We start from the raw sequence: 24,712 nt of genomic DNA on the forward strand, positions 1-24,712 counted from the left end.
ACCATGCCATGCAACTGCTGCGTCAGGGTTTGCATCGGCAAGCGGAAGCATGCCTGGGCGAGGCAATTTCCCTTGATCCGGCTAACGCGCAATGGCACTTGGAGCTCGCGCGTCTTCAACGGACATATAATACGGCTCTGGCCCGAACAGCCTATGATGCCGCGCAGTCATTGGGCAGCCCCAACGCCATATTGGAAGCCTCCTCCCTGTATGCCGAGGCCAGCCATATTGAACATCTTCCCCCGCATGCGCTATGGCGTCCAGACCGCCTGGATATCAGCGTGAAATTGCTGCTTGCCCGGCATTTTCTTGGCTCATCCCCTGATGAAAGGGCAGATGTACATGCCCTTTATCGCAAGCACATACTCCAGCGCACAAAAGGGAAAGAGCCGGAAACACTCGCCAAATCGTCACTGGAAGATTACGAAACCTGCTTCATGAAGCTGATCGAGTCGATCAAAATGGAAGGCTTCAAGGATGAATTTGCCATTCCAGTCGATGCGTCGGGCAGAATCCTCGGTGGCGCGCACCGGCTCTCTGCCGCCTTGGCGCTACGACTTGAATCAGTGCCGGTCATACGTATGCCGGCACCGTGGGAAGGGTTGGAGTGGGGTATGGCCTGGTTTCTCCACCATGGGTTTAGCCCTTTTGAAATCAATCATTTGCTTCAGCTCTGGATTGAAGCACACCCTGACCAGATCGGACTACTCATCATGGAACACGATGGTTCGGGCGTTCCAGCCGAATTGATGCTTGAATTAAAACAACACTTTTCAGTGCTGGCATGGCGCGATCTTCACCCCGCCATTTCTCTTCCTTACTCTTTGCAGCAACAAGGCTCGCCGCTGCCGCAAGGACCATGGCGATACGTGCTGGTGGACGCAAATCCAGACGCCTTGCAGGCGTTCAGCATCTGCCAGAACGAGCAGTACGCCTACCGCCTGAATTGCAGCGCAATATCCGGTGCGGCCTGCCTGACATGGACATCCTATCTTCTGGATGAGGCAATGATAGCGTCCTGGCACGCGTCATACGCCCATCTTCGAGGTGATGCGTCATCCATTGCATCATGGACGCGCTATGCTCTTCAGTCGCAATGAATGTTTGCAGTTGTCAGCATGCGCTGACACATAATTCATCCTTGCCCCGACTGCCTGATCAGTCCGTATTTCCTATGATGAGCACCAGATCAATCGCCATGCGATTTCTATCCGACTCACTCACAAAAGGAGTTCACCATGAATTGGGATCAAGTAGAAGGCAACTGGAAACAACTGAAGGGCAAGGTACGCCAGCAATGGGGCAAGCTGACCGACGACCAGTTCGATCAGATCAAGGGCAACCGCGAAATGCTCTCTGGCAAATTGCAGGAGCTATACGGCATTTCAAAAGAAGAAGCTGAGAAGCAGATTGAATCTTTCAATAAGAATTGCGACTGTCATTAGCCAACGCTATCGATATATTCTTCTCCAATAGCTCTCCCTTGATAACCGGCCCGCGGGCCGGTTTTTTATTAACGGCTCATGGGTTGTCCGCGTTATCATCAGCAGAAAAATTGAGTCGCTTTCGCATGTTCTTACCCAGTTTCAGTTATATCGCATGCAATTTCGCCGGCCTGGATTTCACCGTGCGTATCGAATCCAGCCTGCTTGCGCCCGCGCTGCTTGCCAGCAACCGAGTCATCCACACCATGCCAGCGCCTGCCTTCTCCCAAAAAATTCCACCGGCATCACTGGCTGCCATCGAGGGCAACAAGCTGTATAAACTGGCGTATTACCTGGAAAACCTCTCTGCGCTACCGCCCGTACGGCGCATCTGGAGCCATGGCTCGGCACAATCGAACGCCATGTTGGCATTAAGCGCGATGGCACAGCTCTTGCAGGCTGAATTTCATTATGTCGTGCCATATCTGCCGGATACGCTGCAAACACAGCCTGCCGGCAATCTGGCATTGGCACTCGAACGTGGCATGCAATTGCATATAGACAGCACACTATATCGCCGCATGGCGCAGCACGCCTTGGTAGTGAAAGAGGATGAATGGATATTCGGGGAGGGCGCCAGCCATGCGTATCTGCGCCATGGCTTCGCCATACTGGGCAAGGAATTAGTGGAGAGTGGCAAGGAGTTGTCGTTGAACCGCGTGCTCCTGCCTTCCGGCACGGGAGCAAGCGCCTGCCATCTCGCAGCTTCGTTGCCTGAAATGGAAGTAATGACCATGCCGGTCTATGGCGATACGGACTATCTGCAAAACGCAGTGGCCTCAATGCAGCAACCAGACGAAGCCATACCTGTCATCCTGCCGCCGAAGCATGCTTACCGTTTTGGCGCTTTATATCGGGAGTTGTGGGAACTGCAAGCAGAACTGCTGGCGCACACCGGCATCCCGTTCGACCTGCTTTACGACTTGCCCGCCTGGGCCAGCATCCTGCATCAGCGCGAACGATTCAAACAGCCCTGGCTTTACCTGCACCAGGGCGGCCTGAGAGGAAGCGCCACCATGCGCGAGCGCTATCTGCGCATGGTGGGTGTGGAGTAGTGCCTCAGATTAAAAATCCAGCGTTAGCCCTACATTGACGGAGCGGCCCATGCCTGCGACCGGCCCCATGGCACCGACCGAGCCATTGGCTTTCCAATCGGCGAACGCCACGCCGCCAGTCGGCAAGGCATAGTAGCGATCGAACAGGTTGGTCACGCTGAAATCCAGCCTGGCCTTGCTCCATTGATAGCTGCTGCGCAAATCTACCAAAGTATAGCCGCCGGTTTCCGGCTCCAGCCGGGTGTCATCGACGCGCGTCTTGCGGTCGACGAACTGCACATCAATGCCGTTGGCCCATGCGCCTTTCTTTTGCTCCAAGCTGATACGCGCATTGAGCGGCATGATCTGATAGAGCGAATCGCCATTGGTACGCTCGCCGCGCGTCCAGGCCAGGCTGGCCTTCATGCGCCCCTCACCCCAAGGGGTGTCATGCCAAAGCTGTTTCGCGCCTTCCATATTGATGCCATAGAAACGGGCATCCTGGTTGTCGAAGATCAAGTGAGTTCTGGGCGCATTACCAGGTGCGCTAGGATCACGCTCCACGCCAATGTAATCCTGCACATATGTAAAGTAAGGCGTCACCTTGGCCTGCCAGGATTTACCCTCGGCGTCATGCCAATCCAGCGTGGCGCTGATGGTATTGGCCTTTTCAGGGCGTAAATCAGGATTGCCAAGATAACCGTTGGCATCGCCGAACCAGCCTATCATGTTGCGCGCCATTGGCCCTTTCCCCCAGGAATATAGTTCATACAGGCTGGGAGAACGCGTCTTGCGCGCATAGCCAAATTCCAGGCTGGTGGTATCGGAAAACTCGTATTTACCGGTGGCCGTCAGATCAAGATGGTTGTTGCTGTCAGAACGGCTACTTGCATTGAAGATGTTTGCGGCTGTCACGTCTGCCATATTCATCATGTTGTTGCCGTACGGCTGCACTCTGCCTGCACTGCTACGCACATGATCCACGCGCGCACCCAGCAATGAACTCCAACGGCTATCCCATTGCGATTCCACTTCCGCAAATATCCCGATACGGTCCCGGCGGCCATCGTTGATATTCACAAAGGTATTCGGACTCATCATGTTCATTGGGTTATTGGAGACAGGCGGCCATTCATCATCCAGCGTCTGGCGGTGGAACTCATTGCCGATGCGCAGGAGATGCGCGTCATTCAGCGGGATGGTCGCCTTGATGTTGTAGCCCATATCCTTGCCATGCGTATTCATCGGCATCATGCCGGGCTTTTCCGAGGAGAAAAATCCCATCTCATGGCTGACTTCCTGCCAATATATGCGCGTATCCAGATCGCCCCAGCCGAACTGGCGGCTGTAGCTCGCGTTGATGGAATCCGCCTTGTTGCCGACCAGGTCCATCCGCTGATTGGGGAAGCCCTGGTGCGGCACTTCCTGGTGACTCAATCGCAGCACGAAATCTTCATTATCGCCCTTGGCGCCTATCGTCAATGTCTGGATATGGCGCTCAAACTGCGTTGACCTGACCTTGCGGCCATTGCCGTCCTCATAACTCTGCGCCCGGTCCATGGTGCTGGTGAAATTCAGGCTCAGGTTGTCGCTGGCGGCAGTCGCGCTCAATGCCGTGCTCAGGCCGTTATTGTTGCTGCGGTACACCGTAGAGAAACTGCCCTGGTACAGCCATGCATCGGCACTATCGGCATACACCGGCTTGGCGGAATCCACAGTGATCGTCCCGGCAATGCTGTCGCCGCCCATGCTCACCGGCGTGATGCCCGCCAGCACGCTGACATTGGCTACGGCAGCGGGGGAAATGTAAGTCAGCGGCGCGTTCATGCTGTTGGCGCATGCCGCCGTCAACTCCGTGCCGTCCACCAGCACGCGGATGCGGTTGTCGTTCATGCCGCGGATGTTCGGCAGGGCGGAAATACCTCCCGCCTGATAGGAATATGCGCCGATATAGTCCTGCAGCATCTCCGAGGTATCAGCGCTATTTACCATGCGCTGGTGCAAATGCCCGCTACTGTCATGCGCATGCGCTGTCACCTCAACTGCCGGCAGCTCATGCGTATGGTCATGATCCGCCTGCGCCACGCCGCTGAACAATGGCGCCAACGCCAGCACCGCCCACTTGAAACGCATGCCGTTTCTCGCCATTCCTGAAATCCTCATTGCTGTATCCATTATTGTTTCATCCCGCCACTCACACCGCACACTCACGCAGGCGCTGATCAAAAGGCTGAATTGTAATGGCACAGCTCATCTACAAGGATGCGTCATAATGTCGCACCTGGCGCATGGTGCATGGATAAGAAACAGGTATAATTGCCGCCAGCGCGGGCGTAGTTCAATGGTAGAACGCCAGCTTCCCAAGCTTGATACGCGGGTTCGATTCCCGTCGCCCGCTCCAATTCAGCCTGACTGGAATCCCTTCTGACCATCTGTTCAAACTGAAACATCGCCCCGCATCAAAGCCGGCAGTGATTGAAAAAACCAGGCCACCAAAATGAACGGTTGGAGCAACTCACTCGGACTGCTCCAACCTTTGATGATATTTACGCCATTCTTTCCCACACCCGGTCACGCTTGACCGTCCGGTGCCAAAGCGCCATGACTATGTGTCCTGCAATGAGTGCCAGCAACAGCCAGGCCAGTTCGCCATGGAACATATCGCCAAGATCGACCATCCATTCGATTTTCTCGCTGGCATCCCAGAATGGAATGCCGAAAGGAACAAATGCGCGACCCGAGCCGTAGCTACGTATCAAGGCCAGGGTAGGGATAATCAGCACCAAGCCATACAGGGCGAGATGTCCCAGCTGCGCCATGATGTTGATAGCTGCTGGACGGCGGCTGGCATTGCTGAGTGCCCATATCGCGCGCAGCACGATCAAGGTCAGCAACAGTACGCCGATATTGCCGTGCGTGCCGAGAAAGAATTTGACCAATGGCGTCTTGCCCAGGATCGCCAGCAGGATCATGCCAGTAAATTGCCAAGCGAAGAGCGCGGCCATGCCCCAGTGCAATAGCCGTGATACCAATCCATATTTTTCTTTTCCATCCAGTAATACCATTTCTTTCTCCAGTTTATTTATTGTTGACTTCTATTGATATGGCGCTTTACGCCGCCCGGCTTATCCCAGTTGCTGCCTCAACCGGGACAATAGTTGCTCTGCGCTCACATAGCCCACGGCGAGAGGGATGAATTGCCCATCCCGTTCCAGCAGCAATGTCGGAAAAGAACGGACGCCCCATTCGCGGCTGCGCATGAAGTGCTGTTGCGTTTGCTGTTTTGCCGCAGCCGATTCGAATGCTTCGTGGAATTCAGCGGCATCCAGCCCCAGACTGGCGCATATCTCCACATAGAAACGCATCTCGCCAGGATCTTGGCCATCCACATAAAACTTGTGTTGCAGGGCTGCGAGAAATTCCAGCGCCATGGTTGGCGGGAGATGGTGCCGAGCCTGTAGCAGTTGCGCCACCACCACGGCGCGGCAGGCGGGCTCAGTGTCGTAATTAAAAGCCGGAGCATCCAGCAGGGTAAAGCCAAAGGGCTGGCCTGTCATTTGCGCAATCTTGCTCCATTCCTGCCGCAAAAATGCCTTGAACTCCGCGTTCCATAAATCACCGCCGCCAGCACGTAATCCGCCCATGGTTATCCTGAACGTAACACCTGCTGCAGTGCAAAAATCTGCCACTGCCTTGATTGCCGGGGCGATGCCCCAGCACCAGGAGCACATGGGATCGCCAATGTAATGTACCACCCGGCCCGAGGCTGTTGGACTCACTCGTTTATCCGTCGTTGCGGGAGTTGATGACAAACACGCGCCTGTCTCAGGGTCACAATGCATCATGCAATCCATACCGTTTCCGCTCGATATTGAGCTGTTCAATTTAGCTTATATATTAATTGTCATTGAATTTTTAATATATACCTGACAATATAATTATTTATTAAATTTTATTTAACAATATCATGGATAAACTTGCTGCCATGACCACCTTTGCCGCAGTGGTTGAAACTGGTAGTTTCACCAAAGCTGCCGACCTGTTGGCACTGCCCAAGCCCCGTGTTTCTCAGCGTGTTTCCGACCTGGAGCATCATTTGGGCGTCAGGTTGCTGCAACGCACCACCCGCGCATTGAATCTGACCGAGGACGGGCGGGCCTACTTTGCCAAATGTCAGCTCATTCTCCAGGATATCCACGAACTGGAAGATGCGCTCACCGGTAAAAACACTGCCCCATGCGGCAAACTGCGGGTAGATTCGCTGGTCTCCATCGCGCGCTGGATATTGGCGCCTGCCTTGCCTGAATTCCAGGCGCGCTATCCCGATATAGCATTACGGCTGGACAGCAGCGACCGCATCAGCCAATTGCTGGAAGAAGGCATAGATTGCGCCATTCGCGGCGGACAATTGGAAAACTCCAGCCAGATCGCACGCCATATCTGCGACATCACGCCCGGCCTATATGCTGCACCTGCCTATCTGGCGGCAGCAGGCGCGATCAGCCACCCTGCGGAATTGACGCAACACCGCTGCCTGACATGGTTCACCAATCAGCGCAATCCCGGCGCATGGCAACTGCAATGCGCTACGGAGTCCTGTGAAATTAACCTGGAATCCGCCATGCAATTCGATAACTCCGAGGTGGCAACCACTGTCTGTATCGCGGGAAGCGGAATCTGTCCCGGCATACCCTTTGCCGTCGAGCATTGGGTGCGAAGCGGGGCGCTGGTACCAGTGCTGCCGCACTGGCATTTTCCCTCGCGTCCCATCCATATTCTCTATCCCAGCAACAAACACCTTTCCGCGCGGGTGCGCTGTTTTGTGGATTGGGCGTTTGCGCTCATGCAATCCACTCCCAGCCTGCACATGTCGCCGCAGCAATTGGCAGAACAACATCAGGCGTTCTCCCCTGACCCATAATCGGTCGCAACATTTCAGACGCAGGACGGTCTTTCACCACCGATTCCCTTATAATCCCTACCCCATACGATATGGCAAGCCATCACCCTCCATCGCCAAATATGCCCGCATTCTCTGCTTCCCGCCTCTTTTGAGCGACTTATCCCCCATGCTTGATTCCCCATTGCAGCGCCGCCGTGCCTTGTTCGTGTTTTTCCTGTTGACCGGGCTGGCTGTGGCTTCCTGGGTCACACGCACGCCTGCGATTCGTGATCAGCTAGGCGTGTCGATTGCGGAAATGGGGATGATCCTGTTCAGCATCTCGGTTGGTGCCATGACCGGCATCCTGAGTTCCGGCAGGCTGGTGCAGCGCTGGGGTACCAAGCCAGTGATCCGCAGCGGCATACTGCTGATGTTATCCGGCCTGGGCGTGCTGGCGGTGGGGCTGGGCGCCCCAATGGTATTCCTGGCGGCATTGGGCCTCATGCTGTTCGGCCTGGGCATTGGGGTAGGGGAGATCGCGCTCAATGTCGAGGGCGCGGAAGTCGAGCGTATTACAGCAAAGCCCGCGCTGGCTATGCTGCACGCAGGCTTCAGCCTGGGAACCTTCCTCGGTGGCGTAGTGGGCATCTACTTGGCTAGCATTGCCTTTCCCGTCACATGGCACATCGGCCTGACTGCATTGCTGGGCGTGCCACTCACCTTGTGGGGGCTACAGGCAATTCCACCAGACGTGGGCATTGAGACAGACTCCACAGCAGATACTTCTGCTGAGCCTGGCCCGCCGTTCAAGCCATGGCAGGACGGGCAATTGTTGTGCATCAGCCTGATCGTGCTCGGCATGGCCTTGGCCGAAGGTTCGGCCACCGACTGGATTCCCATCCTCATGGTGGACGAGCACGGCTTCAACGCTGCCCTCGGCTCCATGGTCTATACCGGCTTTGCTGGCATGATGGCGCTAGGACGTTTCAGCGGTCATTTTTTCCTCAAGCATTTCAGCAGGGTAGCTGTTGTACGCACCAGCGCACTATTGGGTGTCATCGGCATCAGCCTGGTCATTTTTTCCGCCAACCCTTACGTGGCCGCCACGGCGGTGCTGTTCTGGGGACTGGGCACGTCATTGGGCTTTCCGCTCACCATTTCCGCCGCAGGCGACACAGGCAACCACCCCACTGCACGCGTCAGCGTTGTCGCCACCGCAGGCTACATTGCTTTCCTCGCAGGCCCGCCATTGCTGGGTTTCCTCGGTGAACATTTCTCCTTGCGCCAGGCGCTGCTGGTGGTATTGTTTTTTGTAGCGTTGGCATTTTTCCTTGCCCGTGCTGTCTCACCACGCATCAAATAATGATCGGACCCATTGCCAAACAACTTTTACATTTTTTTACAACATGGTTTTCCCATGAGGACCGCATTTAATTCGGTATCGCTCATAACCATCTGCAAGGCATTCCTAATGTTTTGTTTCTTGCTGCCGATTGATATATCAATACTTCAATTTCGGGACCAGCTGTACGATAATGAAACGTACTCTCCATTGTATTGGCGATAAATTCACCCCTTAATCGAGATGGTAAAACCGGACTCAACTCCACTGGATTAAGCATTGTTAGGTAATTATGAAAACTCTCAACCTCGTTGATACCGCCAAGGTATTAATTCTGGATGATCAGGCCGTCAGCCGTTCCATTCTGTCGAAAATCGTCAGAAACCTGGGCCGCGGTATCAAGACTTATGAATTCTCATCACCTACCGAAGCATTGGTATGGGCGCAGGACAATACCGCAGACCTGTTGCTGGTGGATTATGAGATGCCGGGTATGAATGGACTGTGCTTCATCAACGAGATCACCCGCATGCCGCGGTATCAGTCCGTTCCCACCATCATGATCACCATCAAGCACGATGTGGAAATCCGCTACGCAGCGCTGGATGCAGGCGTTACCGACTTTCTCACCAAGCCTGTGGACATGCATGAATGCATGGCGCGCTGCAAAAACCTGATCACGCTGCGCCAGCAACGACTGACCCTGGAAGACAAGAGCCGCTTGCTGGAAAGCATGGTGCGCGAAGCAACGGAAAACATCCTGATGCGCGAGAAGGAAACGCTGATGCATCTGGCGCGTGCTGGAGAATATCGCGACTATGATACCGCACAGCATTTGCTGCGCATGTCGTTATATAGCCGCGTCCTGGCAGAGGCAATGGGATTTCCTGATGAAGAGGCTGAGCTGATCGAACTAGCCTCACCTTTGCATGATATCGGCAAGATCGGCATCCCGGATAGCGTGCTGCTCAAGCAAGGCCCTTTTACGCCTGAAGAAAAAAAGATCATGCAACGCCACCCCTTGATTGGTTATGAAATTCTGCAGGGTAGCCCTTCCAAATATCTGCAGAAAGGTAGTGAAATCGCCTTGGCTCACCATGAGAAATTCGATGGCTCCGGCTACCCCTACGGCATCTCGGGCCAGGAAATTCCCTTGTCCGCCCGCATCGTGGCAGTTGCGGATGTATTCGACGCACTCACCAGCCGCCGGCCTTATAAAGAAGCCTGGAGCGTCGAAAGCACGGTGGAATACCTGCATGCTGAAAGCGGCAAGCATTTCGACCCCGAATTGATCAAGCTGATCCCCGATGTGCGCATGCTATTCGAGGAAATCCATCACCGCTATTCTTCCTGAAAGTTGTAAAAACCCCCGCTCGGGGCTTGAATATAACTTTATCTGGGCGCAACCTTACAAGTGCTTCAGAGAAGAACAAGACGCTGCAATTGCATTGCAGCGGTTTCCGTCCCCAATATACTGACTAAGCACGATGGCACTTATGCAATCTTTCAGGCGAGCCAGACAATACTGGCAGTCGTTACGCAGGCACTGCGACCCGCTTGAATTAGAGCAGGCGTTGATCCGCATCGCGCTGGGCATCATCTTTATTTCGTTCCTGATTTATCAGGAACTCACCAGCCTCACGCCGCTCAGCGAGAGCTTCCCTCATGCTATCCCGATGACGCTGATTTTTCAGCTGTTGTCCTTCGTCCTGCTTGGACTGATCCTGTTAACGCATACGCACGCCAGGCTGCGCAGGTTATCATGCGCTTGGCTGGACATCGGCCTGCCCACCATGTTCATGGCAATGACAGGCGAACTGGGCGTTATCCTGGTCGGGGTTTATCTTTGGGTGACTTTCGGCAACGGCTTCCGCTATGGAAAAAACTACCTGTTCCATTCGCAGGCGCTCAGCTTGATCGGGTTCTTCTACACCATCAACGTCAATCCCTTCTGGCTGCAACACAAAGCCATCAGTTATAGCCTGCTGCTCATGCTGGCGGCGCTGCCACTCTATGTCGCCACCCTCATCACCCGCATCGAGGAAGCCAGGCAAAAGGCCGAGGTCGCCAACCACGCCAAAACACGCTTTGTCGCCAATATGAGCCATGAAATCCGCACCCCGCTCAACGGCATCATCGGCATCAGCACATTGCTGCGCAACACGCCGCTCAACAGCGACCAGGAAGAATTGCTGCAAACGCTGGAAAGCTCGTCCAAGCTGTTGCTGGCACAGCTCAACAACGTGCTGGACTTTGCCAAGATCGAGCAGGACAAGCTACAAATCGAGCATACCGAGTTTTCCCTGCATCAACTGGCAGCGCAAACCATAGAGGTATTCCGTGGGCAAGCGCTCAACAAGCGCATCAGCCTGGAAAGCAGCATAGAGCTTGACGATATCCGCGTGCACAGCGATCCCTACATATTGCAGCAGGTACTCGCCAACCTGGTCGGCAACGCCGTCAAATTCACCGAGCGCGGCTCAGTCACGCTGGCTATGCATGTGCTGGAATCAACCATTGACCATGGCATATTCCGCATCGAGGTCATCGATACCGGCATCGGCATTTCCGAGGAGCAACGCAGCCGTATTTTTGAGAGTTTTACCCAGGCCGATATTTCCACCACGCGCAAATATGGCGGCAGCGGCCTGGGCCTCACCATTGCCAAGCGATTGGTCGAGGCGCTGGGCAGCAAACTGCACCTGAACAGTTCTCCCAATCTCGGCAGCCGTTTCTGGTTCGACCTTTCCCTGGGATTCAATACGCCAGCCCCTGCCATCGCGCCGGAATCAATAGAAATCGCCCAACAGTCTGCAACCTCACCACTCAAGATATTGGTGTGCGAGGACAATGCTACCAACCAGACCATCCTCGTCAAATTGCTGCAATTGCCCGGGCATGAGGTGGCTGTAGCCAACAATGCCGACGAATTGCTGGATAAACTGGAAGCCGAACAGTTTGACCTGGTCATTTCCGATCTCAACATGGCCGGCATGACGGGAATCGACGCCTTGAAGCTATACCGCTTCCTCCGCCCCGATGACCATGACACCAAATTCATTCTGTTCACTGCCGACGCCACCATAGAAACCAAGACCGCAGCGGAAATCGCCGGGTTTGACGCTTACCTGACCAAACCCATCGAAACCAAGTTATTGTTCGACACCATTGCCAGCCTCAAGGGCGACCTGTCGATTCCCAACCAGGTAGCACAGCTTTACGCCAACGCAAGCGAAGCATCTCCAGCAGAAGCAGGTCCCACCATCAATGAGGTCTTATCCTCCCTGACATTATCGGAGCTGGAATTCCTGGGAGGGCAGGACAATATGTTCGTACCGCGCTTGCTGAGTAAATATGTGACCGACTGCGGCGCGCTGGTAAAAGTAATCAAGCAGAACTTGTCTGCAAAGCGCTATGGCGAGTTGCATGAATTCTGCCATGCGCTCAAAGGCAATAGTCTGAGCGTGGGCGCCATGGCAGTCAGCAAACAGGCGGAACTGCTGGACAAGGCGAGCCCCGAGGAGCTGCGTTTCCGCGGCACCATCATGTTCGACCAACTGGAAAAAGAATTCGAGGCAGCCAAGCAGGCTATCAATGATTACTTGAGTAGCCGCAAGGCAGCCTCGAGCTGACACTCATCCTGCCGCCCTGATTGCCTCCTCCTGCTCGTTCACCTTGACATTCTGGGCGCGCACCAGACGTTCCATCACCTTAAGGTTACGCTCGGTCAGGCGCAATGCAGCATCCACCCAGATTTCCGTAATGTCCAGCAATTCCTGCTTGGTCAGCGGGTTGACGCGATGCTTGGCTTTCTGGATAGCCTGGAAGGAGTTCAGCGACTTATGAGTCTTGCGCACCCAATCCTGCAAGGCTTTTTCACCTTCACCAGCTTCAGCCAGCACGTCCACCACGCCCATGTCATACAACTCCTCGGCGGTATATACCTTGCCTGAGCGGATCATTTTTTCCGCAGCGGGCAAGCCAATGCGGCGGGCAAGGAAACTCATCGCCCCCATGCCGGGGAACAGGTTGAACAGCACTTCAGGCAAGCCCATGAGCGAGCCTTTCTCGGCCACCAGCACATGTGCGGACAAGGCAGCCTCGAAGCCACCCCCCATTGCCTGTCCTTGCACCAGCGCAATCGTAGTGATTGGTGCCTGCATATTATAGAAAGTCCACAGGTTTTCTATGCACAGATAGGCATAGTCGAGCAGCTTGCTGCGCTCGCGTTTTTCGATGGCTTCCTTGAAAGTGGCCAGGTCTCCACCCAGATTGAACACACCTTCAACATCAGATGCCAGCACCAGGTAATTGGTTGCCAGGTGCGGACGGTGTTGAGGGTCAAGATGTGCTGCCTCGATCTGCGTCTGGTTCAGCAGCAATTCGCGCATACATATCCGGTTAAAGCATGGACGCGGGCTAGGCTGCATGAACAGCCAGCTGATACCAAACTCGGCGTCATAGCGCGTGCGCACTTGCTCAAATTGAACGGAATTTAAAGGATTGAAATCGACGATGGCATTCATGATGGATTCCCCATTAAGTTAAGAATAAAAAAGCACTACAGGTACACACGTAACACAATTGTGTGGCAAGGTAAATGTCTGATTGATTATTGAAAATTCAACAATCGCCAGGATTTGCCGTTAATATTCAGGCTTAATCAAGATACCACCCCCGGAAAACAAACAAATGATGAAACAGCTAGGCTTTTTAGTGATTGCAGGGATCGGCAGCGGAGTCGCCCTGTCATCGCAAGCGGCAGGGTTTGCCCTGATTGAACAAAGCGCCTCCGGCCTCGGAAATGCTTATGCAGGCATGGCGGCGCGCGCAGATGATGCCAGCGCGCAATTTTTCAACCCTGCCAGCCTTTCGTGGCTGCCTGCGGGGAAACAGATAGTACTCGGAGGCAGTGCCATCCTGCCCAGCGCCAAGCTCAAGGATTCCAACGCTACTTATGCCGGTACTGGCATTTCGGTCCCTGGCAATAATGGGGGCGATGCTGGTTCGCTGGAACTCGTGCCTAACTTTTACTTTGCAACGGACGTGAGCCCGGATATCAAGTTCGGCCTGGGCATCACCGTGCCCTATGGGTTGACTTCGGAGTACAACAATGGATGGAAAGGACGTTATCAGGCACTCAAGTCAGAACTGATTACCGTCAATATCAATCCAGCCTTTTCGTTCAAACCTTCGGAACAATGGTCTATCGGCGGCGGTATCAGCCTGCAGTACATCAAGGCGGAACTCACCAATGCTATAGATGCTTCTGCTATCACTTCGGGCGCCGTTACAAAAGACAGTCACAGCAAAGTGTCAGGAGACGACCTAAGCTGGGGTTTCAACCTGGGCGCAATCTATAAGCCATGGGAAGGCACCACCCTGGGCGTAAATTATCGCTCACATATCAAGCATTCTTTGGACGGTGAAGCGCGTTTCAAACATGCTTCTCCTGCCTTGGCAACTCGTCTGCCCAATTCTGATGCCAGCGCGAGTGTATCACTGCCAGAAACCGTGTCCTTGAGTCTTGCTCAATCCCTAACTGACAAATTCGAACTGCTTGCCGATGTCACCTGGACCAACTGGAGCCGTTTCAAGGAACTGCGCGTCAAATTTAATAGCGCTCTGGACGACAATGTGACAACCACGAAATGGGATGACACTTACCGGGTATCGTTGGGCGGCAATTACCGGTATAGCGACAGGCTTACCTTGCGCGCGGGCGTTGCCTACGACCAGACGCCTATCCCAGATGCCAGCCGCCGCACGCCACGCATCCCCGATGCCGACCGCATCTGGTTCGCCGTGGGCGCAAGCTGGAAAGTCGACCCATCCAACACCGTGGATATTGGCTATGCCTATCTGCGCCTAAGGGACTCGGCAACCAATCACTCCAGCGAAGGAGCGCTGCGTCACAACATTGAGGGGGAATTTAATTCCAAGGTCAATCTCCTCAGCGCCCAATGGGTGTATTCGTTCTGATCATCCTTGCCTTGTTCAGCCTCGCTGCTCATCAGCATGAGGTTGATCAGGCAGAGGCTTGGTGAACCATTGCTGCATGGCTTCTTCGTGAGGCCGATCCAACTTGATTTCGGCATTGTCCGTGGCCGCAACCCAGCTCACAGGAATGAAGTGATGCTGGCCGTTCTCGTCCTTCTTGAGCTTGATCTGATTGCTGCCTTCCATATGGTCAACAGTGGCAAATTGCATGCCTTCAGAACAAATAACTGGCATGCCGGGTAGAATTCCGTGGGAGAGACTCATGATAGTGCTCTTTGTCAATAATGAGTCTCCAGCCTAACCGGCATCTTGAAGCAGCAGTATCAGACTGTTGCTGACAATCTTGTCAGAATTTTCTAAAAGTCTCTTGCACAGTATCGTATCGTTATATCTCTCAACTCCGCACGATCAATACATCACAGGCTACGCTGTCCAGGATGCGCGTAGCCACGCTGCCCAGCAGCAGGCCCAATAGCCCGCTGCGGCCACGGGTTGCCACCACGACCAGGTCCACGCGCTTATCCTGCACATATTGCTCCAGCAGCAAATCCGGTTCGCCATACTCCACGACTACTTCTATCCTGTCCGCCGCTTCCTGGCCCACGACATCCAGGATAAAGTCGCGACAATTCTGGATGACGTCACCGCGCAATTCGCTTTCATAGGCGACCCTGTCATCCATGCGGCTGGCAAAGTGGGCAAAGGCAGCATGGAACAACACTAGGTTCTCGGGGCCGAACATGTCCATCGCGCGGGCCAGCGCCACACGTGACGACTCTGAAAGATCCGTTGTCACGACAATCTTGCCATAGGGTTTGCGCGCGCGCTTTTTCACCACCAGCACCGGCACGCGGGATTGCCGCGCCAATTCGGTCACCGTATCGCCCAGCAATGCTTTTTCGAATGCACCATCGCGCTTGACGCCAGTGAGGATCAACTCGGCCTGCACATCCTCCGCCAGCTGCAATATCGCGGCGCTCGGCTTACCCCGCACCACACGTGCGCTGATACCAGCCATGCCTGTCTCGCCCAGCACTTCCTCCAACTCAGACTGGATAGCCAGCACCGCATTCTGGGGCTGCCGCCAGGATGGCTCTTCGGCGATCGGCACAATGGGTTGCTCAAACGCATGTGCAACAGTCAAATCAGCATGCCATTGGCGGGCAAGCTGCACTGACCTATCCAATGCCCGGTCACAACGCGCGCCAAGGTCAGTCGCCAGCACCAGCCGGCTCGGTTGTTTGGTCTTGAACTCTGTCACCACCGGGTTTCCTTTCCTGTTATTACGCCAGCACTTTGATCTTGATGTATTTCCGTATCAGCATTTTCTCGCACTCCAGCACCAGCATGAACACAATGCCGATCAATATGACCACGAGACCATCCATCCAGTCAATTGGCGTGCTGGAAAACAGGGCATGCAAAGGCGGCGCATACGTGAACGCCAGTTGTGCCACGATCACCGCGGCGAGCGCGACCAGCAGAATGGGCGTGCCAAGCACACCGCGCCAGGTAAAAGAACGAGAATTGAGATAGCGCACATTGAAGAGGTAGAAAATTTCCAGCACCACCAGGGTATTCACTACCAGAGTGCGCGCTGCCGTTTCTCCCAACCCACGTTGCATGGCATAGGCAAAAATAATGAATACGCCTATCGTGAATAGTACGGAAACAAAACCCACACGCCAGAGCAGGAAGGGAGAAAGCAGGGCAGCATTACGCGAGCGTGGCGGACGCTGCATGACATCGGGCTCTGCGGGTTCAAATGCCAGCACCAGCCCCAGCGTCACAGTCAGCACCATGTTGATCCAGAGAATCTGCGCGGGCGTCATCGGCAGCGTCATGCCCAGCATCAGCGCCACCACCACCGCCAACGCCTCGCCGCCATTGGTAGGCAAGGTCCAGGCAATCACCTTACGCACATTGTCATACACGGTGCGTCCGGCATGCACGGCGGAGACAATGGTGGCGAAATTGTCATCCGCGAGCACCATTTTCGCCGACTGCTTGGCTGCTTCCGTACCCTTCCTGCCCATGGCAATGCCAACGTCAGCCTGCTTCAGCGAAGGCGCATCGTTGACACCGTCACCAGTCATGGCGACTACCTCGCCCTGTTGCTGCAATGCCTTGACGATGCGCAGCTTGTGTTCCGGTGTCGTGCGCGCGAATACGCCGGTTCTTGCCAGCACAGCACCCAATTCGTCATCAGAGACCTTGTCCAGTTCCGCGCCGGTCATGACGCCCGGCTCATCGGCCAAGCGCAACTGCTGCGCAATGGCCTTGGCCGTCGCCGCATGGTCGCCAGTGATCATTTTGACCTTGACCCCGGCAGAGCGGCAGCGCGCAATCGCCTCCGGCACTTCCGGGCGCGGCGGGTCAATAAAGCCCATGATGCCGAGGAACTCAAAGCCGCTCTCCACATCCTGAAATGCCAAGTGTTGCTGGGACTCTTCACAGCGCTTGGCGGCAAACCCGAGAACACGCTCGCCATGCTGTGCCGCTTCGCTGATGCATTGCGCCCAATCGTCGTGGTTTACATCATGGCAGCGAGCCAGCACACTTTCCGGCGCGCCCTTGATGAAAATCCAGTAGCCCTGCTCCTGATGGTAATGCAACGTCGCCATGAATTTGTGCTTGCTGTCGAACGGCACCTCATCCAGCCGTTGCCAGCGCTGACGTTCCTGCTGCACATCCTTGCCCGCCTTCATCGCCAACGCCACCAGCGCGCCTTCCATCGGGTCGCCCAGCACTTGCCATTGTTCCGCTTGCTGCTTGAGCTTGGCGTCATTACAAAGCAGGCCAGCTCGCACCAATGCCTCCCAGCCGTCCTGCGGCGCGCCATCTTGCGGAATAATGCCGCCTTCGGGCGCGTAGCCGCTGCCTTCCACCAGATAAAGCTCCCGGCCCGCGACCAGCCGTTTAACCGTCATTTCATTGCAAGTCAGCGTCCCTGTCTTGTCAGAGCAGATGACGGAAGTTGCGCCCAGCGTTTCCACAGCGGGCAGACGGCGGATAATGGCATGTTGCCTGGCCATGCGCTGCACGCCGATGGCGAGCGTGATGGTGATTACCGCAGGCAGTCCTTCCGGCACCAATCCGACCGAGATGGCCACCACGATCATGAAGCCATCTATCCAGTCATAGTTCTGCACAAGCCGGGCGAATATCAGCAGCGACAAGGCCAAGCCGATGGCGAACCAGGTGAAGCGACGGCCGAAATGGTTGATTTGCTGCAGCAGCGGTGTTTCCAGGGTTTCCACCCGCGAAATCAGGCTGCTGATCCGGCCTATCTCGGTGCCGCTGCCGGTTTCCACCACCACTGCGCGCGCTTGGCCAGTCGCGACGATGGTGCCGGAATACAGCATGGAATACCGGTCGCCCAGGCTAGCATCCGCGGCCACTGCCTGCTCCTGCTTCTGGCTGGGCAGGGATTCCCCGGTGAGGATGGCTTCCTCGCTGGCAAGCTGTCTGGCCTTGAGCACGCGCGCATCCGCCGGGACGCTGTCACCGGCTTCCAGCACCACCACATCGCCCGGCACCAGCTCTCCCATGTCCAGGTGCCGCCTGTGTCCATCGCGCAACACCGTGACCTGCGTCGTCATCATATTGCGGATAGCGTCCAGCGCCTGCTCCGCCTTGCCTTCCTGGATATAACCGACGATCGCATTGATCAGCACCACGGCAAAAATCACCGCAGAGTCAATCCTGTGGTCGAGGAAAAAGGCGATCACTGCCCCGGAGAGCATGAAATAGATCAAGGCATTGTTGAACTGCGACAGAAAGCGCATGACCGGATGCTGGCGGCGCGGCGCGGGCAATTCGTTGCGCCCGTGTTGCTGCAAACGACGCGCGGCTTCCTCACTGCTGAGCCCCGCAGGGGTGGATTGCACGCATTCAAGCGTTTCACCTATAGCAAGCGCATGCCAGAGCGGGCTGGTTTTGTTCAGAGCTGTCTCGCTGGATGGCAGCATGGGCATGAGCTTTCGGTGATCAATATCTTTTATTTTAAGGGTATAGGGATTTAATGGTTGATGGGGCACCTTCACCCCACCAACCTGATACCACCCTCAGATGGTTGATAGATCGACACCGTAGTTGAGTTCCACTGCGAAGTCCGGCAGTCCGTAACCGATGGTTTTCTTGTAGAACGGAGAGACCTTCGCAGTCGGAGCCTTCTTCTTGTGCTTCGTAGTGTAGAGCATTCGTGCCCGCATCACCTCGAAGGAGTAACCTCGCCCTTCACGGTTCTTGTCCTTGGCCAGTCGGTTGATGGACTCCGTGTAAGCATTGGTGACGGGCATGTCCGTCTCGAAGTAGGTCATGATCTCTTCGCGCCAGTTGCCCACAGCCCTGACCAGATCGCTCCAGACTTCCTTCTGGCCCTTCGGAATGGTGGCTATCCAGTTGTCCAGGGCGGTTTCTGCCTGGGGTCGTGTGGTGGCGTCCCAGATGCCGTAAAAGCGTTCCTTGTGCTCGTAGGCGGCCAGCAGTTGCGGGAATGCGCCTGTCCAGGTCTCCATGATGAAGCGTTCCCGGTCTGAGACTTCGTGAGCGCGTTTCAGCAGGATTTTCCGGTCTCCCTTGAGAGTCCGGCTCTGGGACGGTTTCAGCTCCTTTCTGAGGCCCTTGCGCACTCTCTCTAGGGCATCGTTGGCCATGCGCACCACATGGAACTTATCGACCACGATACGGGCCTGGGGCAGCACAGCCTTGACCGCTGCCCGGTAGGGGTTCCACATGTCCATGCTGACGATCTCGACCTTCTGCCGGTCTTTCAGCTTCATCAGGTAGTTGGTCACCACGTCCTGACGGCGGGTGGCCAGCAGGTCAAGCAGGGTTCGCTCCTCGATGTTGGTCAGGATGCAGCGGTAGCGCTTGTTCAGGTACAGCTCGTCGATGCCCAGAATGCGGGGCGTCTCGAAGCGGTGCCAACGCCCCAGGAACTCGGCACGGGCGTTGAAGATGTCGCGCACCGTCTTCTCGTCCAGGCCGGTCTGTGCCGCCACAAAGGTGTAGGGGTGGTTGAAGGATTCCTTCTCCACGTACTCATGCAGCCGCAGTGTCATACGGAATCCGTCCACCATCTCCGGTAGCTGGGGCCTGAATGTTGTCTTGCAGGCCCGGCAGGTGTATCGGCGGCGGACCACCCAGAGAGTGACCCGCTTGCCGTGGATGGGCAGATCACGATAGGGAACGTCACGCTTGCCGAACCGTACGAACTCACCCTGCACGCCGCATTCCTCGCAGGCGATGGGATCGGGCACGTCCACCTGGAAGTGCATTTCGTCGTCGGTGGATTTGCAGCCCAGTACTTGGTATTGCGGCAGGTGAAGGATGTTGTCGGGAAGTTCGGTCATGGTGTTGTATAGGCGTAGTGTCAGTCAGATCCATCCGGCTCGGCATTGGTGTTTGCTTTTTTACCCAACAAGCTGCTGGAAACGAAAAGTAAGGCACCGAGGACAATTGCAATATCAGCCAGGTTGAAGGCCGGCCAATGCCAGTCTCGCCAATAGAAATCAAAGGAATCCACAACATAGCCGCGAAAGACCCGGTCAATCAGGTTGCCCATGGCGCCACCGAGGATAAGACTGTAAGCGATGGCTTCTCCTTTATGACGATTTTCAAGGATCAGCTTGATCAGAAAAATCGAGACCACTACCGCGATTCCGATAAAAAAGTAGCGCTGCCAGCCTCCACCATTCGCAAAAAGACTGAATGCGGCACCGGCGACCAATTTCATTGAATTAGGCACTTAATTTCCAAGAGAAATGCTCACCTTGATCCCCCTGATTGCTCAGTTATGTTTTATATTGCATAGTGATGGTGGTCATTGCGAAATGCGCATACAGCTCACGCCTAAAACTCTATATTTACCTGTAGTTGAACTCTAGGTTCTTGAGTGCATGCGGGACTAGTGGGTAAAAACGATTCCTTGATTTTTTAACTTCGATTTCTCAGTGATTTGGCTGTCAGTTAATTTTCTGCCATCGCTCAATATATAGATGGTAACTGGTATCTCGTTACCTTTTATTTTTCTTGTAGCCTTGAGTACCTGACTCAGTCGATCCATTTTCCAGTCGTTTGAATTATTGAGATACACAGGCGTTACTACGTGTGCCTGTGTGATTTTAATATCCGATCTAGAAGATATTTCGTCTAAGTGATCCAGAGTGTTTAATAGCAATATCGATTTAGGCTTCCAATCACCATAATCAATTTCGTATTCAACATAAAACCATGGGGCATAGATGCTGTTTGAGCATACCTCCACAGTGGTTCACCCTTTAACGCTGTTGTTTCTGACCTATACCAATTTAGAAAAAAATAGAGATTTGAATGAGCTTATCAATATGGTTCAAAGTCAGATTCAAGAAATTGAACAGCAAAATTTGAAATAGATTTTGCCGTCAACCCATAGTGAACTGGTCTATGTGAGTATTGCTGAATCGATAGAATTGTTTAGTTAAGTGCTTCTTGGCGCGAACATGATAATTGCCATGCCAAGTAATGCTACCGAGGCTCCCAAGAAATCCCAGTTGCTTGGTATAATGTCATCCACTACCCATAACCAGAAGATAGCTACAAATATATACACACCACCATAAGCTGCATAAACCCTGCCTGCTGCAGACGGGTGAAGCGTCAATAACCATGCAAATAATGCCAATGAGATTGCTGCTGGAATCAGGAGAAGTGGGCTTTTGTTTTGATTTAGCCACAAATAAGGCAGATAACAGCCAATGATTTCCGCCAGAGCAGTGATCACAAATAGTGCGACAGTCTTAAGTTCAAACATCTTTTTTCCTTGCTTGAAAGTCATTGTATAGGATATTTCTTTTGGTGCACGCTCGAGAAGCGTACAATTTCGCTAGGTCACAAGTTTTCGTCCCGCCCCCGGTCTTTATAGTCGGTAAATGCCGTGAAAAATTGTGGCCTTTGTCGTTTTCCCAACCAAGCCTTTCATAATCTTGTTGGTTTACCTAAATAAGCATAGACTATGCTTATGGTTCGGTTGATACTCAGATTGATAATCCTTATATTCCTGATGGAGTCCACATGGGCTGCAGCAGCGCAATATTGCCGTCATGAGCTTGGGCTAACCGGCCAACATTTTGGCCATCATACGCATCAGCATAAGGATGGCGATCCAGCCGCATTTGATCAGACCATCCTCAAAGTCGATAGCAAACCCATGCCAAGTGTGGATAGTGATTGCCCCTACTGTCACTTGGGTGCCATGAAATCAATGTTGCCGGTACCGACTATTACGCCTTCGGCTAACGCGCCACCGCATATCATCGAGATACTACAGTCCTTTCCTCAAGTGATCCCGCTCCAGCCGGAACGCCCCAATTGGCTCATCGCTGCCTAGTTCAGCGAGACGCCAGCCTGTTAACACTTTAAATACCCTAGCTGTTCACGCTCGCTGAATTCCGCCCATCTTTTTGGAGAATTCAATGCGTCATTTATTCCTATGGATCAGTTTGATCCTGATAGCACTTCCGGCTTTCGCAGCCGATACCAGTTATTCTGCGCCTGGCCAAAATGAGCCTGCTGCGGCATTACGATTGCAGGATGCACTCAAACTGGCTCTGCAAGCTAATCCTGAAATCGCAGTTGCAATGCGGGAGCGTGAAGCCGTCGAGGGCATGCGTGTGCAAGCTGGATTGCGCCCCAACCCATCCATATCGACATCGGTCGAAACTACTCGAAACTCCGCACAAAAAACGGCTGTGATGCTTAACCAACCATTCGAGCTAGGTAACAAGCGCGCGGCACGCTTGGGTGCAGCAGAGGCACGTTATAACGCAGCCTCTGCTGCGATAGAGGCCAAGCAGGCCGAGATTCGTGCCAACGTCTTGAATGCGTTCTATAACTTGCTGGCAGCTCAGGAGCGGCTGAAACTGGCTCAAGCCTCGCTGGGGATTGCCAGTCAGGCACGTGATGCTGCAGCCAAGCGAGTTCAGGCTGGCAAGATTTCGCCTGTAGAGGAAACCAGGTCGCGCGTAGCTGAATCCGCTGCCAAGATCGAGGCCAATCAGGCAGTTTCCGAATTGAATGCTGCCCGCAAGCGACTGGCTGCTTTATGGGGTAATGCCCTTCCACGATTTACTGAAGCTGATGGTGATATTGAGAGCATCTCGCCATTGGTAGCATACGAATACCTATCATCGAAACTAGAACAGGCCCCAGCCATCAAGCAGGCCAAGCTGGAAATCGAGACGCGCCAAGCGTTGGCCACCATCGAATCCACGCGCAGGACGCCAGACATTACCGTCAGCGTAGGTGCGCAACGCAATGAGGAACTGGGTGCCAACCAAGCGCTGCTCGGGCTCACGGTACCGATTCCGGTATTTGACCGTAACCAGGGCAATCTGCAAGAGGCGCTGAGCCGCACCGATAAGGCCCGTGACGAGTTGACTGCTCTGCAGGTTCAGCTTGAGGCTCAACTGGCTGAGAGCTATGAACGCTTGCGCGCCGCAATTGATGCGAAGCAGACGTTGAAGAGCGAAATTTTGCCAGGTGCCCAGAGTGCTTTCGAGGCTGCCAGCAAGGGGTTCGCCTATGGCAAGTTCAGCTATCTCGAAGTGCTGGACGCACAACGCACACTATTCCAGGCCAGGAACCAATATCTCAACGCACTTGTGGAAGCGCATCAGGCATCCGCAGAAATTGAACGCATTCTGGGTGATGCAATGCCGCACCCGGACAAACAGCCTTAGGAGGCTTACATGTCACTCGATAATCTCAAAAAAAAATTACCGCTGAAGCAGCTACCGATCATCCTAAATATTGTGCTTGTCGGTGTGCTGCTCGCCGTGCTGATTCTGCGTAATGGACAGCCCCAGCGGCAGGAGTTTGATGAAGCCAAGGCTGAAGCCGCTGCCGATAAAACCGTTGCCCAGCATGAGCATGGTAATGAGGGGGCTGAGGTCAAAGGTCGCGTGACCATGAGCGACAGGCAGGTCAAGCTCAATGGAATCGAACTCCTGAAGGCGGAACCTGCGCGTATACGAACCAGCTTGCGATTGATCGGCGAAATCCGCGTTAATTCTGATCGCAACGTGCAGGTCGTTCCCAGATTACCGGGAATAGTCGAAACGGTTTCGGCGAATGCTGGCGAGAAGGTCAGGAAAGGCCAATTGCTCGCCGTCATTTCCAGCCAGTCGATAGCTGATCAGCGCAGTGAATTATTGGCTGCAGAGAAGCGCCTAGCACTGGCGCAACTGACTTATGCCAGAGAGAAGAAGCTGTGGGAAGAGAAGATATCCGCAGAGCAGGATTACCAGCAAGCAAGGCAAGTTCAGCAGGAAGCTGAAATCGCTGTGCAACAGGCGAGACAGAAGCTACAGGCGATAGGAGCAAGTACTGGCAGCAGCAACCTGACTCGTTACGAGATACGCTCGCCTATCGATGGCATCATTACCGAAAAACAGGTCGCCACTGGTCAGGTACTCGTCGGCACCGAGAATCTATTTCTGATTTCCGACCTATCTACTGTCTGGGCCGAGATGCGCATTTACGCCAAGGATATCAATACCGTCAAGGTTGGCCAGCAGGTTGTGGTCAAGTCTACAGCCTTTGAAGCAGAGGCCCAAGGCACAGTGACCTATGTCGGCGCCCTTGTTGGCCAGGAATCCAGAACGGCCATGGCGCGTGTTGTGCTGCAAAATCCTGACCGCACCTGGTTGCCAGGGCTACCTGTGAATATTGACCTGAAAGCGCAGGAAATCGAAGTGGCGGTAGCGGTCTCGACGGAAGCACTGCAAGAGCTGGATGGTGAAACGGTGATATTTCGTCGTGAAGGAGAGTACTTCCAGACCCAGCCAGTCAAACTGGGGCACAAGGATGAGCGTTATGCCGAGGTGGTCGAAGGTATATCGGCCGGTGATACTTATGCGTCCGAAAACAGCTATCTGGTCAAAGCCGAGCTTGGCAAGGCTCACGCTGAGCATGAGGAGTAGCCATC

At 54.4% G+C, this 24,712-nt stretch carries 21 protein-coding genes and 1 tRNA gene; 12 read left to right on the top strand and 10 right to left on the bottom strand.

Features of this window, described 5'->3' with window-relative positions:
• The first annotated feature begins 8 nt into the window (after positions 1-8).
• The 3 genes from V7Z75_RS07235 (at position 9) to V7Z75_RS07245 (ending at position 2,539) form a co-directional block, all read left to right on the top strand.
• On the top strand, positions 9-1,100 hold the full coding sequence (locus V7Z75_RS07235; protein ID WP_334107959.1) for a hypothetical protein: 1,092 nt from the start codon (positions 9-11) through the stop codon (positions 1,098-1,100).
• A 138-nt stretch (positions 1,101-1,238) separates the two neighbouring features.
• Positions 1,239-1,445 (top strand): CsbD family protein, encoded by a 207-nt coding sequence (locus tag V7Z75_RS07240; protein WP_334107960.1) that lies wholly within the window; start codon positions 1,239-1,241, stop codon positions 1,443-1,445.
• A 125-nt stretch (positions 1,446-1,570) separates the two neighbouring features.
• The gene (locus tag V7Z75_RS07245; protein WP_334107961.1) at positions 1,571-2,539 is read left to right on the top strand and encodes a hypothetical protein; all 969 of its coding nucleotides are present in this window, start codon (positions 1,571-1,573) and stop codon (positions 2,537-2,539) included.
• Between the two features lie 9 nt (positions 2,540-2,548).
• On the opposite strand, the gene V7Z75_RS07250 is transcribed toward V7Z75_RS07245, so the two are convergent.
• Positions 2,549-4,651: a TonB-dependent receptor gene (locus tag V7Z75_RS07250; RefSeq protein WP_334107962.1), complete on the bottom strand. Its 2,103-nt coding sequence runs from the start codon at positions 4,649-4,651 to the stop codon at positions 2,549-2,551.
• Positions 4,652-4,845: 194 nt separating this feature from the next.
• Between V7Z75_RS07250 and V7Z75_RS07255 the strand changes: the two genes are divergently transcribed.
• Positions 4,846-4,919: transfer RNA gene (locus V7Z75_RS07255), tRNA-Gly, on the top strand.
• Between the two features lie 145 nt (positions 4,920-5,064).
• On the opposite strand, the gene V7Z75_RS07260 is transcribed toward V7Z75_RS07255, so the two are convergent.
• Both V7Z75_RS07260 and V7Z75_RS07265 read right to left on the bottom strand, forming a co-directional pair.
• Entirely contained in the window at positions 5,065-5,583 is a 519-nt protein-coding gene (locus V7Z75_RS07260) for a cytochrome b (RefSeq protein WP_334107963.1), read from the bottom strand.
• A gap of 60 nt (positions 5,584-5,643) precedes the next feature.
• Positions 5,644-6,297 (bottom strand): DsbA family protein, encoded by a 654-nt coding sequence (locus V7Z75_RS07265; RefSeq protein WP_334107964.1) that lies wholly within the window; start codon positions 6,295-6,297, stop codon positions 5,644-5,646.
• A gap of 188 nt (positions 6,298-6,485) precedes the next feature.
• Between V7Z75_RS07265 and V7Z75_RS07270 the strand changes: the two genes are divergently transcribed.
• The 4 genes from V7Z75_RS07270 (at position 6,486) to V7Z75_RS07285 (ending at position 12,374) form a co-directional block, all read left to right on the top strand.
• A complete protein-coding gene (locus V7Z75_RS07270; RefSeq protein WP_334107965.1) occupies positions 6,486-7,439 on the top strand; it encodes a LysR family transcriptional regulator in 954 nt (317 codons plus the stop codon).
• 148 nt (positions 7,440-7,587) lie between these two features.
• Entirely contained in the window at positions 7,588-8,763 is a 1,176-nt protein-coding gene (locus V7Z75_RS07275; RefSeq protein ID WP_334107966.1) for an MFS transporter, read from the top strand.
• Positions 8,764-9,034: 271 nt separating this feature from the next.
• Complete coding sequence (locus tag V7Z75_RS07280) at positions 9,035-10,096, top strand: response regulator (RefSeq protein WP_334107967.1); 1,062 nt, start codon at positions 9,035-9,037, stop codon at positions 10,094-10,096.
• A gap of 142 nt (positions 10,097-10,238) precedes the next feature.
• Positions 10,239-12,374 (top strand): ATP-binding protein, encoded by a 2,136-nt coding sequence (locus tag V7Z75_RS07285; protein ID WP_334107968.1) that lies wholly within the window; start codon positions 10,239-10,241, stop codon positions 12,372-12,374.
• A gap of 3 nt (positions 12,375-12,377) precedes the next feature.
• Here V7Z75_RS07285 and V7Z75_RS07290 read toward each other — a convergent pair whose 3' ends face one another.
• Positions 12,378-13,268: a crotonase/enoyl-CoA hydratase family protein gene (locus V7Z75_RS07290; RefSeq protein WP_334107969.1), complete on the bottom strand. Its 891-nt coding sequence runs from the start codon at positions 13,266-13,268 to the stop codon at positions 12,378-12,380.
• A 166-nt stretch (positions 13,269-13,434) separates the two neighbouring features.
• Between V7Z75_RS07290 and V7Z75_RS07295 the strand changes: the two genes are divergently transcribed.
• Positions 13,435-14,724, top strand: a complete 1,290-nt coding sequence (locus V7Z75_RS07295) for an OmpP1/FadL family transporter (RefSeq protein ID WP_334107970.1) — start codon at positions 13,435-13,437, stop codon at positions 14,722-14,724.
• Positions 14,725-14,739: 15 nt separating this feature from the next.
• On the opposite strand, the gene V7Z75_RS07300 is transcribed toward V7Z75_RS07295, so the two are convergent.
• From V7Z75_RS07300 to V7Z75_RS07325, 6 genes are all read right to left on the bottom strand, one after another.
• Positions 14,740-15,006: a DUF2171 domain-containing protein gene (locus tag V7Z75_RS07300; protein WP_334107971.1), complete on the bottom strand. Its 267-nt coding sequence runs from the start codon at positions 15,004-15,006 to the stop codon at positions 14,740-14,742.
• A gap of 130 nt (positions 15,007-15,136) precedes the next feature.
• Positions 15,137-16,003 (bottom strand): universal stress protein, encoded by an 867-nt coding sequence (locus V7Z75_RS07305; RefSeq protein WP_334107972.1) that lies wholly within the window; start codon positions 16,001-16,003, stop codon positions 15,137-15,139.
• 22 nt (positions 16,004-16,025) lie between these two features.
• On the bottom strand, positions 16,026-18,719 hold the full coding sequence (locus V7Z75_RS07310) for a cation-translocating P-type ATPase (RefSeq protein WP_334107973.1): 2,694 nt from the start codon (positions 18,717-18,719) through the stop codon (positions 16,026-16,028).
• A gap of 90 nt (positions 18,720-18,809) precedes the next feature.
• Positions 18,810-20,099: an ISL3-like element ISPpu12 family transposase gene (locus V7Z75_RS07315; protein ID WP_334107974.1), complete on the bottom strand. Its 1,290-nt coding sequence runs from the start codon at positions 20,097-20,099 to the stop codon at positions 18,810-18,812.
• A 20-nt stretch (positions 20,100-20,119) separates the two neighbouring features.
• Positions 20,120-20,482: a signal peptidase II gene (gene lspA, locus V7Z75_RS07320; RefSeq protein WP_442919894.1), complete on the bottom strand. Its 363-nt coding sequence runs from the start codon at positions 20,480-20,482 to the stop codon at positions 20,120-20,122.
• Between the two features lie 723 nt (positions 20,483-21,205).
• Positions 21,206-21,538 carry a YnfA family protein gene (locus V7Z75_RS07325; protein WP_011480772.1) on the bottom strand — a complete coding sequence of 111 codons (333 nt, stop codon included), beginning with the start codon at positions 21,536-21,538 and terminating at the stop codon, positions 21,206-21,208.
• Between the two features lie 228 nt (positions 21,539-21,766).
• Between V7Z75_RS07325 and V7Z75_RS07330 the strand changes: the two genes are divergently transcribed.
• From V7Z75_RS07330 to V7Z75_RS07340, 3 genes are all read left to right on the top strand, one after another.
• Complete coding sequence (locus V7Z75_RS07330) at positions 21,767-22,114, top strand: hypothetical protein (RefSeq protein WP_334107975.1); 348 nt, start codon at positions 21,767-21,769, stop codon at positions 22,112-22,114.
• A gap of 85 nt (positions 22,115-22,199) precedes the next feature.
• Complete coding sequence (locus V7Z75_RS07335; protein ID WP_011480771.1) at positions 22,200-23,465, top strand: TolC family protein; 1,266 nt, start codon at positions 22,200-22,202, stop codon at positions 23,463-23,465.
• 9 nt (positions 23,466-23,474) lie between these two features.
• Complete coding sequence (locus V7Z75_RS07340) at positions 23,475-24,707, top strand: efflux RND transporter periplasmic adaptor subunit (RefSeq protein WP_011480770.1); 1,233 nt, start codon at positions 23,475-23,477, stop codon at positions 24,705-24,707.
• Positions 24,708-24,712 lie beyond the last annotated feature (5 nt).

The organism is Methylobacillus sp. (assembly GCF_036844465.1).
In the GTDB taxonomy this organism is placed as follows: Bacteria; Pseudomonadota; Gammaproteobacteria; order Burkholderiales; family Methylophilaceae; genus Methylobacillus.